Genomic DNA, 11,907 nt, shown 5'->3' with positions numbered 1-11,907 from the left:
CCTGACCAGCGGAAACCGTCACGACGTCACCCAGCTCATGCCACTGCTGGACCTCATTCCCCGTATCCGTGGCCTGCGCGGCCGACCACGTCACCGGCCCCGGCGGCTGTTTGCCGACCGCGGCTACGACTTCGACAAGTACCGCCGTCTCATACGGGCCCGCGGGATCACCCCCAAAATTGCCCGCCGCGGCACCCCACACGGCTCCGGTCTGGGCAAGACCCGCTGGGTCGTCGAGCGCACATTCGCCTGGCTCCACCAGTTCAAACGACTCCGCATCCGCTACGAAATACGCGCCGACCTCCACCTCGGACTGCTCCAACTCGCCTGCAGCATGATCTGTTTGAGACGGCTCCGGACCTCATTTTGAAACGATCAGTTAGCGCACGCTTTGACGTGGTTGTTCCTCAACCCCCTGGACCGTTGGACCCAATAGGGCAACCGCTGCTGAGCGGCGACGTCCGGGGATGCGATCAGGCCCCGGGACCGGCTCCGAGGCTGCGCCGGGCAGATATGGAGCCGGGCTCCGTAGGCGGGGCGGACCGCTGCTGGAGAGTCTCCTCAGTGGCCCGCTCGGCGGCGGTGCGCCCGCGGACCGCACGCTCCTCCTGGACGTCGTCGCGGGGGACCGGTCCGTGCCCGAGAGGGCGGCGCACGATGCTCACCAGCGCAGTCTCGAAGCACCCTCAGGCGAGGACGTCGCCGAGCAGCCGGCGCGGGACACCGCGCAGGTTTCGGTGGAGCAGTTGGGCGCGGGAAGGCACCAGGCCGCTCCGGTACGCGGCTGGTAGCCGGTCGTAGACGGCGGAGGCCATGGCGGCGGCCGCGGCCGGATCTCCGTCGACCCGCAGGCACGCGGCGCGGTGTCCATTGCCACCAGGGCGCGGGTCATCACCGACGGGGAAGACGTGAGGGCCAAGGCATCGTCCTGCGCCTGGTAGGCGGCGCGGGTTTCGCCCGAGCAGCGTGTACGCCTGGGAGAGATGCACGGCGTGCTTCTGGGCCGGGTACCCGAACCAGGTGTCCGCCGACTCGGGGCCGTTCAGCTGTTCGGCCAGGGTGTGGACGTCGGCCGCCCGGCGGGCGCCGGGGAGGTCGCCGAGGGCAGCCAGGGCGCGGGCGTTGACGGCGGCGCCCAGACCTCCAGGGTGCGCCCGCCCGCGCCGCACCGCGACCCGCCCGGTCGACACCCCGCGGCGGTCGGCGCAGGATGAAAAAGGGGGACCCGGCGGCCGCACGGCTGCCCCCAGTCTCACGGGAGTCGCCTCATGCACCGACGCACGCAACGCACGCGACGCACGCTGATCACCTCGCTCCTCGCGTCCTCCGTCGCCCTCGGCGGGGCGGCTTTCCTCGCGCCGACGGCCGTCGCCGCGGTGCCCGCCGCCAGCTGCACCGTCACACCCGCGGCCAACGGCATGTCCGTCACCATCACCGGCGAGGGCTTCACCGCCCCGCGCAAGCTCAACGACGGCGAGAGCACGCAAGACCTGAACGTCGACGCGAGCGGCAACTTCAAGCTGACCCGCTTCCAGAAGAACGTCGACTACACCGTCCTCGCGGTCAACGAGGACCAGCCGTTCGTCTTCGTCAACTGCAAGCGCGTCGCCGCGCCCGGCACCACCACACCCCAGCCCACGCCGAACGCCACCCCGCAGAACAACAGGCGCGACTACCAGCAGGGCTTCCAGGCCGGCTTCCGCGCGGGTCAGGAAGCGGGCCGGGCCAACTGCGACGTGCGACCGCAGGTCGACAAGAGCTCGGACCACAGCGCCGCCTACTGGAACGGCTACACCGCCGGAGCCGCCCGCGGCTTCGACCGGGTCTGCTAGCGAGGACCCCCGCCGGCCGGCCCGTCCACGTCAGCCGGCCCGGCGCAGCCATTCGACCAGCTGATGCCCCGCACCGCCCCGGTGCCGCGGGAAGCCGTCGTGCGCTGCGCCACCACCCTCACCGACGCGGTGGCCCAGGCGGTCGCCCGCCTCGACCGCCGGGCCGTCGGGCGCCCGATTCCACGGACGGCAACTTGCGCGCGTACGCCGCCGCGAGCTGGGACGCCAACGGCATTGACGACACCCAGAGCAAGATCAACAACGTTCGCCAGGCCCTCGTCACATGCTCGGGGTGATGCCGGTCCTGACTCGGAAGTGCAAGAAGGTGCAGGCAGAGCACCCAGTCCGTGCTGCGGTTCCCGCACGCCTCTGACCTCACCCACGCGTTCAGGCGCACCTTTGGAAACGGTCGCTGTCGAACGGGATCACGTCCGCGTGAGGGGCCGCAGGACACCAACATCACCGATTGGGTGCATGGCCGCCGCGACCTGCGAACAGGTCGACCATCGGGACCGCCGCAACGTGACCAAGCCGCCGTTCGCGCACTTGAGGGTGTGCTTCTTCGTGTTCGGCGTCTTGCCCATCTACGACACCGGCCAGAACCTCAAGAAAGTCGAGCCCGCCTTCGGTATGGCGGAGTGCCTGGTCAACGCTGTGCGGGCGGTGCTGGCACGCGCCGGGCCGTCGTGTTGTCGACTTTTCGAGGGGCGGCCGTACCCGTCGGTGCCCCTGATGTGTCAGCAGGGGTCGGTACTCTGATCGCGACCCTTCCGGGTGCTGTGCAGCTTCTGGGGGGCCGGGTTTGACGGACCGTCGCCCCGGCCTTCCGGTTGATGCGCGGCGGTCCTGATTGGGGGGGGGCTCCCATGCCGGAGAGCGACAAGCCGACGTCCGACGATTTCGAGGACGACGGCCGGCCGCCTGTCCGGGGTGAGAGCCGCACCACTGCTCGCGAGGTGCTGCTCGTCGGCGCAGTCCAGGCCTTGATGGCTGGCGTTGCCGACGAGACCGCGCACTGGTTCCACCGGTGCCTGGTGTGGCTGTACGAGATGCTGGTCAGCCGCCTGTAAAACGCGACGCGCCCCCTGGTGTCCTACCACCAAGAGGCGCGAGGTGCGGATTTACACCCGCGGCGGTCTCTGTCCCTGCTTCGCAGGCCGGGCAGAGGCCGCCGTACTGCGTGACATCAGTCTGCCGCGCGACACTGACAATGCTGAGAAGCATGATCAACTTACTTGCGTGCGCGCAAGTCCCGCAGGCTCCACTGTAGCGAGTTGCCCGCCAGGGTGGACATCCTGTCCACCCTGCGCCACTCGACCAGTTTGCTACGGGGGCCGAGGCCGAGGCGCTCTCCAGTCCCACCTCCTGGTGGAAGACCGTGCTATCCGAGGACACCTAGTCCTACGGTGGCCAGTAGCACCCGCCGCAGGAGGAGCCGATGAGCGCCCAGCCCGACCACACACCCACCGCCCCGTACGCGCCCGCGCCCGGGGCGCCGGCCGAACTCCTCGTCCAGCTGCGCGCCGACCGGCGCGCAGATCGGTGGGTGCCGGCGTTCGAGGAGGAGTGGGTGCAGGCCCTGGAGGAGTCGCGGCGGACGTTCTCCTTGAACACCCTGTACGAGGTCGTCCACGTCTGGCAGGCCCGTCTCGCCTCCGCCCCCGCGGTCGACGCGTTCGTGGCTTCCGGCCACGACGAGGCCGGGTTCCTGGACATGGCCGAGCTCCGCGGCCGGAGGCGCCGGTGAGCCTGCAGCCGTACGCGGTCCGCATTTCGTCGCTGGCCGCGAAGGTCCTCGCCGCCCTCCCCGAACACGCGGAAGAGACGGTGTGGGACCTACTGGACGCTGCCGCGGCTGACCCGTGGGGCTTCCTCCAGTGGGACGCCGGTGACCCTGAAGGCGAAGACATCCGTATCGCGTCCGCCGGCCGCCTGTCCGTCATCTACTTCGCCAACCGTCCGCTACGGCACCTGTCCGTCCTGGACATCGTCTGGCTCGGCTAGCCATCCGACTGCCGAGAGCCGCCCGCGCCTCGTTCCGGGAGCCTGCCGGGCGCCGGCACGTCCGCCGGGTCGGCGTGCCACTCGCGTCCGCCGCGCTCCGCCGCGACGAAGGTGACGGGGCGCTGCTGCGGTCGTACAGGCAGCGCAGCCGGACACCGGGCTGCCCGGATCCCGTGTCGTACGGTCTGATGTCGCGGCCGCCCACCGTCCGCAACGGATCTCACTGAAACCGGCGGTGCCGCCGGTACGGCCGAAAGAACCGAACCAATACCGGGAGTCAAGCCGCGACGAGCTCCTGCTCGCGGTCCGGCGTTTTACCCTTGGGCTTCTTGTCCGGCAGCGAGAGCCGGAAGACCTTGCGCCACGCGGAGAACACCTGCTTGGGCAGCGGCCCGGTGACGTACTCCAGCTCGTACTTCTCGAACAGCGCGCGCACCTTCACCGCGACCTCGGCGTACCGGTTGCTCGGCAGGTCCGGGAACAGGTGGTGCTCGATCTGGTGCGACAGGTTGCCGGTCATGAAGTGCATGGCCCTGCTGCCGCTGATGTTCGCCGAGCCCATCATCTGGCGCAGGTACCACTGGCCGCGCGTCTCGCCCTTGATCGACCGGCGCTCGAAGACCTGTACGCCCTCGGGGAAGTGCCCGCACATGATCACCGAGTGGGACCAGATGTTGCGGACCAGGTTCGCGGTGAACGTGGCGGCGAGCGTGGTGAGGAACGACGGGCCCGACAGCAGCGGGTGGATCACGTAGTCCTTGAGCACCTGCTTGCGGATCTTGCGGCCCACGGCCTTGGCCCGCGCGCGGAACTCCGGGTTCTTGCGGCGGCGCTTGTGCAGGTTCTTGCCGAGCTCCAGGTCGTACGCTGCGATGCCGTACTCGAAGAAGCAGGCGTTGATGAAGTTCCACAGCGGCTGACCGAGGTGGAACGGGTGCCACTTCTGGTCCTCGTCGACGCGCATGATGCCGTAGCCGAGGTCGTTGTCCTTGCCGATCACGTTGGTGTACGTGTGGTGCAGCTCGTTGTGCGAGTGCTTCCACTGCTCGGACGGCGAGACGTGATCCCACTCCCAGGTGGTGGAGTGAATCTTCGGGTCTCGCATCCAGTCCCACTGGCCGTGCAGGACGTTGTGGCCGATCTCCATGTTGTCCATGATCTTCGCCACGGACAGACCGGCGGTGCCGAGCAGCCACGCGGGCGGGAAGATCGAGAACAGCAGCACGCCCCTGCTGACCAGCTCGAGCTTGCGCTGCGCCGAGATGACCTTACGGATGTAGGCGGCGTCTTTCTCGCCGCGGCCCGCGATCACCTCGTCGCGGATCGCGTCCAGCTCCCGGCCAAGCTCCTCGATCTGCTCCGCGGTCAGGTGGGCGGTGGGGTCGATGGCGGTCAAGGTGCTCCTACCGTTCGATGTCGCAGGGGCCCGCCGCGGCGGACACGCAGGTCTGGATGAGGACGCCCGGCTCGGCCTCGGTGATCTCGCCGGTACGCAGGTCGCGGACGGCGCCCGCCTTGAGCGGCGTGACGCAGCCGAAGCAGATGCCCATGCGGCACCCGGAGGGCATGAGCACGCCGGCCTCCTCGCCGATGTCCAGCAACGGCGTGGCGCCGTCCGCGGCGACGGTCTTGCCGGTGGCGCTGAACGTCACCTCGCCGCCGTCGCCCGCGACGACGATGCTGGGGCGGAAGCGTTCGGTATGCAGGCGCTCTTGTACGCCGTGCTCGGTCCAGTGCTCTTCGGCGGCGTCGAGCAGGCCCGCGGGCCCGCAAGCCCAGGTCTCGCGCTCGGCCCAGTCGGGCACGAGTTCGTCGAGACGGGCGATGTCGAGCATGCCGTCCGTGTCGGTGTGCACCTCGGTGAGCCGCAGCTTCTTGTCCGCGACCAGGTCGTGCAGTTCGTTGCGGAAGATCACGTCTCGCGGCTGTGGCGCGCAGTGGACCATGACGACGTCGTCGAACTCGATGTCGCGCAGCATGCCCATCACGGGCGTGATGCCGCTGCCGGCCGTCAGGTAGAGCACCTTGGCGGGCTTGGCCTGCGGCAACACGAAGTCACCGGTCGGCTGGTCGAGCTGGACCAGCGTGCCCGGTTTCGCCCTGCGGACCAGGTGGTTGCTGACCCTGCCGTCCGGGATCGCCTTCACGGTGATCGTGACGCGGCCGTCCTGGCGGTTTGTCGGCGAGGTGATGGAGTAGGCACGCCACAGGCGCACCCCGTCGACGTCGACCCCGATCCGCACGTACTGACCGGCTGTGTGGCCGCGCCAGCCCCGCCCCGGCCTGATCACGATCGTCGCGGCGTCACCCGTCTCGGGGTGCACGGCCTCGATGCGCCCACGCAGGTCAGCGCCCGCACGCAGCGGGCTGACCAGGTCGAGGTAGTCCGACGGCAGCAGCGGCGTCGTGACCATCTCCAGCAGTTTCCACGCCCTGCTGCGGAGGGCTGCGCTCGTCATGACTCCAGCTTGCTGCGCCTCAAGGCGTAAAGTCCTGACCGCAGGACGTAAATCTGATCGGCTGAATTGTTCGCAGGGAACAGAAACGTGAGCCATGCAATCCGGAGGGCCAGCGAACTGGCCCTAAATGAGACGACGGTCACCGCACTTCGGGCCGCGCTGAAGTCCACCGCCGACGAGGTCGTCCAGGCGATCATCGACGAGGTCCCTCCCTACGCCAACGCCCTTTCGGGCCACATGGGCGCCACCATCCGCCGAGCCGTCCGTACCGCCCTGGGGCACTACCTGGACCTCGCGAGCGGGAACGCCACAGGCGGCGACGCCGGTGACGCAGCCTACGAGCTGGGCCGCGGCGAGGTGCGCGACGGCCGTTCGATGGACGCCCTACTCAGCGCCTACCGCGTCGGCGCCCGCGTGGCCTGGCGATGCCTGGCAGCGGGTGCCGTACCCGTAGGTCTGCCCGCCGCCGAGGTCGCCAAGTTCGCCGAGCTGACCTTCGCCTACATCGACGAGCTCTCTGCCGCGAGCGCCGCGGGCCACGCCGACGAACTGGCCGCCCGGGGCAGGGCCCACGAGCGCCACCTGGAACACCTGGCCCGCGACCTCCTCGCCGGCGCGAGCCCGGACGTGCTGCTGGCTTCTGTTCAACGGGCCGGGTGGCAGCCTCCGGTTTCGCTGACCGCGGTCCTGCTGCCCGCCGCCCAGGCCCGGCCTGCCTACCGCGCGCTCGACCCGAGCACCCTCGTCCTCGACGATCTGCCGGACGCCACCGGTGTGCTGCTCGTCCCCGATGCCGACCGATCACATCTCTTGCGGCAGCTGACCGACCGCACCGCCGTGGTCGGCCCGGCCCGGCCATGGACTCGTGCGTCCGCCTCGTACGCACGAGCCGTACGCGCGCGCTCCCTCTCCTCTGATATTCGCGACACCGAGGACCACCTGCCCGAGCTGGTGCTGAGCGCCGACGCGGACGCGTTCGCAGACCTGCGTGCCCGAGCCCTCGCACCGTTGCGGACCTTGCCTGTCGCGACGGCACGGCGGCTGGAGGAGACGTTGCGAGCGTGGCTGCTGCACCAGGGCAGGCGGGACGAGGTGGCGGCGGCGTTGTTCGTCCATCCCCAGACGGTCCGGTACCGGATGTCGCAGCTGCGGGAGCTGTTTCCGGATCTCGCATCGCCACACCGGGTCCTTGAACTGACGCTGGCGGTCGGTCTTCGGGTCAGCTGACGCGTACTTCGACCGTTCACGACCGCGTCCGCGCCACGCGGACGGCGGGTGAATCTGTCGTTCAACGACGCGGAGCTACGGCGAACTCGAACTGCCGATGGTGCAGGCGGTCCAGGTGCGCGACCGCGTAGCGCAGCCCCTGAGCCCGGACCCGCTCCCACTGCGCCGCCTCCTTCTGCCGCCATACCCAGACGGCGCCCGCGCCCACCGCGGCCATGAGCGCCAGCACCACCACCCAGGGGTGCGCGGCAAGCCACCGGAGCGCCCCCACGACCAGGCTGAGCGCCACCACGCTCACCAGGGCGATCAGACCGAGGTTCTCCATGTCGCTGTTCCTGCGCCCGCGGGAGCGCCGGCTCCGGCCGGAGCGCCGTGCGGGCGGGCGGCGGCTCACGAGGCGGGCGCCGGGCTGGGGAAGACGATCGGGTACGAGACCGTCGGCTTCGGGACGACGACCGGCTTGTCCCACCCGGGCCATTTGATCGGGTACACCGTCGGCTGCGGCCCCGGCTTCCGGTCGACAGGGGCTGCACCGCCCATCGGCTTGTTGCCCAGGACGAAGATCGCCACCACGAACAGGAACAGCAGGCCGACCTGCCTGCTGGAATCGGCCGGGTTGCGCCAGTGGGCCCGGACACGTACTCCGTTGCGTAAATGCTCGCGGACAGTCGGCATTCAGGGGTCCCCTCCCGGTCGTGCTGTGCTCCCCGCACAGCTGCCCCATGAAAGCACCCCGGACTGACAACACGTCACTAGCTTGTGACCGCTGGTGATCGTCGGTAGGCGAGAGGAGAGGAGCCGAGCGAGTGGGGAGAGGAGCGGACGCTCGGCTGATGGTCCCGCGGGTCGGAATCCGGTCTGGTGGGTTCGGACCCCGCTGTCGTGGTGGCGGCGTGGTAGGCGAGGGTGAGAGCCATCGCGGTGGCCTGGTCGAGGGCCGTCACGGTCGCCCCGGCCCGTGGTGAGTGCAGACCTCTCCTTGACGGTCGCAGGCGGGCTTGACGGGCTTGGTGACGTCATCGATAACCTCCCCGAAAACCTCCCCAGTGCAGGTCACAGGCGTGCGTCCCGTCCCAGCCGGAGCACGATGCCGTGCCCCGTCAGGCCCGCGGTCTCGGCGGCCGTCCGGTCCCGGCGCCTGGCCGCGAGGGCGGCGGCACTGCACTCCTCGACCGCGCTCCGCCCTGGCTGGCGCCTTCGTTCCCGCCCTTGCAGCTCCCGGCATGGCCGGTGCGTCGCGGCCGGACAAGGGGTTCTCCGTGCGCGTCGCGTGGCGGCTCGTCTTGGCCTGTCCGGGGGCTTTGGCCGGCGATGTCGCGGGGGTACAGGTGGGGGCACAGGTCCGGGTACAGGTGGGGTACAGGCCCCGGTAGAGGTGGGGGTAGGTGCAGTTGCGCCGCTGCTTGCATTTTTCCTGCGCAGGGCCATTTGCGCAGACGCTCGGAGGTCTGACTTATAGGTGGGGAGTGGGTGGAGGAGGTCGGGGGAGATGGTGGACGGAACGGGTGCTGGGGAGGGGTGAGTGGGGGTGGTTGTGGGGTGTGGCTGGTTCGGGGTGGGGTGGGGGTTGTGGGGGTTAGCGTGACGGGATGATCAAAGTTGTGGGTGTTCGGTTGCGGGGTTGGGGTGGTTGTCTGTCTGATGGCTGGGTGTGGGGGAGCTCCGTCGGACGGGAAGCCTGGTGCGGAGCCTTCGGTGGCGTCGGCGTCGGTTGCGTCGGTGGATCCGCATGCGGGGGAGAAGGCGGCGGTGTTGGCCGGGTACGGGGCGATGACGGCGGCTGAGGAGCGTTCGTACGCAACGGCGAAGGTTGACCCGGAGCTGGGCAAGCACGCGACGGACAAGGCGCTCGCGGACATCCAGGCGACGATCTTCTGGCATCAGCAGGACGGCACCGTGATGCGGGGCAGCGTCAGGCACGTTGCGGGGTGTCCATGCTCGATGCCTCCGGCGACCCGCTGCGGGCTGAGATCACGGACTGCGCCGACTCCGCGACTACAACGAGGTCGAGGCCGACGGGACGACGGTGCCCTACTTCGGCTCCCGGCGGTGGTGACCTCGACCGCCCAGCGGACCAAGACGGGCCCCTGTCTGGTCTACACGTCCACGATCGAGCGCGACCGCACGTGCTGGAGCCGGCCTCGGCGCGGCCGCCCTGGCTCTGGGGTTGCTGTGGGGCGGGTCGGGTGAGTGCCACGGTCAGGATCTCCTCCGACGCCTCGGAGCTGAGGAAGCCGCCCGGGTCGGCCAAGGCCCACGTGCACCGCTGCGCCGCCGCCAGGACCTCCGTCGCGTCCAGTGTCGCGGCCGGGGCCGGTTCGCCCATCACGCCCACCTCATGCCGACCTTGGACAGCGCTCCACCCGCTCCGGTGTCAGGGTGGCGGCCCGGCGGCGCTGGTTGTCGACCCACGTCCCGAGCTTCAGCGGGACGTCCCGCTGCGCCTGGCCCCCGCCCCCGTCCCCGTCCCCGCCGAGGGTGATGGTCTCGATGTGCTTGCGGGGCACTGTCAGGTGGCCCTCGCGGGCGAAGAACTGCTCGGCGGCGGTGAGGTGCATGGCCCACTTGTCCGCCTGGCTGGTGCGCGGCGTCGGCTTCTCGTCCTCGGTTGCGGGTTCGATGCCGAGGACCTGTTCGCACATCCACTGCTGGACCCCGGTGAGCTGGTCCCACCCGTGCCGGACGGAGGTGACCCACCGTCCGAGGTCCTCGCCCTGGCGCACGACCTCGCCCGCCGCGGTGGGCAGCGCCTGGCTGGTGTCCAGGTGCAGCCGCACGAGGTGGAAGCAGCGCTGCCACGTCACCGGCCACGCGGGGCACCAGGACGGGTCGATTTCCTCCAGCTGCTCGCGCCGCTCCCGCGTCATCGCCCCCGCCGACGACTCCACCGGCAGCCCCTCGGCTCGCCGCTGCTTGATGCCCTGCGCCTTCCGCGAGGCCGCCCGGGTGTTCTTCGGCCAGATCCCCACCGGGGCGCCCTGGAAGCCGGTGTCCAGCGGCGCCAGGAGGTGCCCGTGCGCGGCGGCCCACCCGCGCGTGGCGGCCAGGCCCTCCGCCCAGGCGACTTTGAAGCGGAGTTGGACGAGAGCTTCTGGCCGACGCAGTGGCCGGTTCACTCCACGGTGCCGGGGGTGGTGAGACGACAGAAGACGGAGCATCGTCGATGACGGGTCCAAAGCTAGGGAGTTACGGCCAAAATTTGATGATTCAGCCTATTTAAAGACATTTGATCATTCTTTAGAGTGCGCAGGGCGTCGTACTTCCCTACGTTGAGGACTGTCAGGCGGAAAATCTCTCCGCCTGCACAAACCGAAGGAAGTACCTCATGCGCTCCATGCGCGCCACGGCCACTGCCCGGACCTTCCTGATCGCCACGATCGCCGTAGTCGGCCTCACCGTCACTCCCGCCCTCGCCTCCGCCCAGCCGGGTACGGGCAGTGCCCGGACTCACAACGCCGCCGGGGCCCCCGGCAGCAACGGCGCCAACGGCGTCGGGATCCTCGGCGGCCTCGGCGGCCTCGGCGGCACCGGTGGCGCCGCGGGTGCCAACGGCAACGGCGGCAATGGCGGCAACGGCGGCAACGCCACCGGCAGCGCGAGTGTCGGCGGGGCCGGGGGCACGGGCGGCGCCGGCGGCGCCAACGGCAACGGCGGTAACGGCGGCCTCGGCGGTGACGCCGCGCTCGGTGGCAAGGGCGGCAAGGGCGGAGTGGGCGGCGTCGGCAATGCCGGTGCCGGTATCGCCGGTGGCAAGGGCGGCAACGGTGGCGCCTCCAAGGTCGGGGGCGGCTACACGGGCGGTACGGGCGGCGCCGGCGGCGCGGCCAGTCCGGTGTGCCCGGGCAAGCCCGGCGGCAACGGCACCGCCGCAACAATGTTCGCGAACGGCACCACCGGCACAACCGGCGCTGCCGGCAAGACCACTCTCCCCTGTTGAACTCCTCCGGTGAGCGGATCGCCGCGGCAGGACGGGAAGCACCGGTCTACGACATCGGCCCCGTGACTGGCAATCGCTGACGGGCAGTCTGCGGAGCGCGGGACCCGGACAAGCGCCCGGCTGAGATTTCTCAGCCGGGCGCTTTCCGGTCGTGGCCGACGCAAACGCCACCCGCTCCCGCTGATCCCGGGGGCTCAGCCCTTCCCTGCGACGGCCGCGGAACCAATCAGCCGGTCCAGCCGTGCGTACGAGGCGCGGACCATCCGGGCACGGCCTTGAACACAGGGCACGGGGCCCTCCAGCGAAACCGACAGCCGCCGGTCCACCTCTCCTCTTCCGCCTCCGCCTCATGCACCCCGAGATCGCGACCGGCTGGGCGGGCTCCGCCTCCGTCGGCAAGCTTGTGACCTGGGCAAAGAGGTACCTGAACCTGACGATCAAGACCATT

14 protein-coding genes are annotated in these 11,907 nt (G+C 70.1%); 8 read left to right on the top strand and 6 right to left on the bottom strand.

The genetic code is table 11. From position 1 onward, the window contains the following. Positions 1 to 370: transposase (locus ACFWTC_RS34880; RefSeq protein WP_384074951.1), on the top strand; the 370-nt coding region annotated here is incomplete at its 5' end. 316 nt (positions 371 to 686) lie between these two features. On the opposite strand, the gene ACFWTC_RS34875 is transcribed toward ACFWTC_RS34880, so the two are convergent. Beyond that, positions 687 to 1,190: a hypothetical protein gene (locus tag ACFWTC_RS34875; RefSeq protein ID WP_384029907.1), complete on the bottom strand. Its 504-nt coding sequence runs from the start codon at positions 1,188 to 1,190 to the stop codon at positions 687 to 689. A gap of 78 nt (positions 1,191 to 1,268) precedes the next feature. Between ACFWTC_RS34875 and ACFWTC_RS34870 the strand changes: the two genes are divergently transcribed. From ACFWTC_RS34870 to ACFWTC_RS34850, 5 genes are all read left to right on the top strand, one after another. Next, positions 1,269 to 1,832, top strand: a complete 564-nt coding sequence (locus ACFWTC_RS34870) for a hypothetical protein (protein WP_383929510.1) — start codon at positions 1,269 to 1,271, stop codon at positions 1,830 to 1,832. A 474-nt stretch (positions 1,833 to 2,306) separates the two neighbouring features. Next, entirely contained in the window at positions 2,307 to 2,591 is a 285-nt protein-coding gene (locus ACFWTC_RS34865; protein ID WP_384029909.1) for a hypothetical protein, read from the top strand. Between the two features lie 107 nt (positions 2,592 to 2,698). Beyond that, positions 2,699 to 2,902 (top strand): hypothetical protein, encoded by a 204-nt coding sequence (locus ACFWTC_RS34860; protein WP_383929516.1) that lies wholly within the window; start codon positions 2,699 to 2,701, stop codon positions 2,900 to 2,902. A 368-nt stretch (positions 2,903 to 3,270) separates the two neighbouring features. Next, positions 3,271 to 3,579, top strand: coding sequence for a DUF6247 family protein (locus tag ACFWTC_RS34855; protein ID WP_383929520.1), 309 nt, complete (start codon positions 3,271 to 3,273; stop codon positions 3,577 to 3,579). Next, on the top strand, positions 3,576 to 3,836 hold the full coding sequence (locus ACFWTC_RS34850) for a hypothetical protein (protein ID WP_384029911.1): 261 nt from the start codon (positions 3,576 to 3,578) through the stop codon (positions 3,834 to 3,836). The genes ACFWTC_RS34855 and ACFWTC_RS34850 overlap by 4 nt, the downstream gene beginning before the upstream one ends. 277 nt (positions 3,837 to 4,113) lie before the next feature. Here ACFWTC_RS34850 and ACFWTC_RS34845 read toward each other — a convergent pair whose 3' ends face one another. Next, a complete protein-coding gene (locus tag ACFWTC_RS34845) occupies positions 4,114 to 5,232 on the bottom strand; it encodes a fatty acid desaturase family protein (RefSeq protein ID WP_384029913.1) in 1,119 nt (372 codons plus the stop codon). Between the two features lie 7 nt (positions 5,233 to 5,239). Then, complete coding sequence (locus tag ACFWTC_RS34840) at positions 5,240 to 6,295, bottom strand: ferredoxin reductase (protein ID WP_383929528.1); 1,056 nt, start codon at positions 6,293 to 6,295, stop codon at positions 5,240 to 5,242. A gap of 87 nt (positions 6,296 to 6,382) precedes the next feature. Between ACFWTC_RS34840 and ACFWTC_RS34835 the strand changes: the two genes are divergently transcribed. Continuing rightward, a complete protein-coding gene (locus tag ACFWTC_RS34835; protein WP_383929530.1) occupies positions 6,383 to 7,522 on the top strand; it encodes a PucR family transcriptional regulator in 1,140 nt (379 codons plus the stop codon). 61 nt (positions 7,523 to 7,583) lie between these two features. Here the strand turns inward: ACFWTC_RS34835 and ACFWTC_RS34830 are convergent, their stop codons facing one another. The 3 genes from ACFWTC_RS34830 to ACFWTC_RS34820 form a co-directional block, all read right to left on the bottom strand. Further along, positions 7,584 to 7,847, bottom strand: a complete 264-nt coding sequence (locus ACFWTC_RS34830; protein WP_383929533.1) for a hypothetical protein — start codon at positions 7,845 to 7,847, stop codon at positions 7,584 to 7,586. Positions 7,848 to 7,912: 65 nt separating this feature from the next. Then, entirely contained in the window at positions 7,913 to 8,197 is a 285-nt protein-coding gene (locus ACFWTC_RS34825) for a hypothetical protein (protein WP_383929536.1), read from the bottom strand. Between the two features lie 1,661 nt (positions 8,198 to 9,858). Continuing rightward, positions 9,859 to 10,638 (bottom strand): helicase associated domain-containing protein, encoded by a 780-nt coding sequence (locus tag ACFWTC_RS34820; RefSeq protein WP_383929538.1) that lies wholly within the window; start codon positions 10,636 to 10,638, stop codon positions 9,859 to 9,861. A gap of 209 nt (positions 10,639 to 10,847) precedes the next feature. Here ACFWTC_RS34820 and ACFWTC_RS34815 point away from each other — a divergent pair, with 209 nt between their 5' ends. Further along, positions 10,848 to 11,459 carry a hypothetical protein gene (locus ACFWTC_RS34815; protein WP_383929540.1) on the top strand — a complete coding sequence of 204 codons (612 nt, stop codon included), beginning with the start codon at positions 10,848 to 10,850 and terminating at the stop codon, positions 11,457 to 11,459. The last annotated feature ends 448 nt before the right edge of the window (positions 11,460 to 11,907 follow it).

Source organism: Streptomyces sp. NPDC058619 (genome assembly GCF_042717785.1).
Classification (GTDB): Bacteria; Actinomycetota; Actinomycetes; order Streptomycetales; family Streptomycetaceae; genus Streptomyces.
The sequence above is the reverse complement of the archived record's forward strand: the minus strand, read 5'-3'. Positions and strand labels throughout refer to the sequence as shown.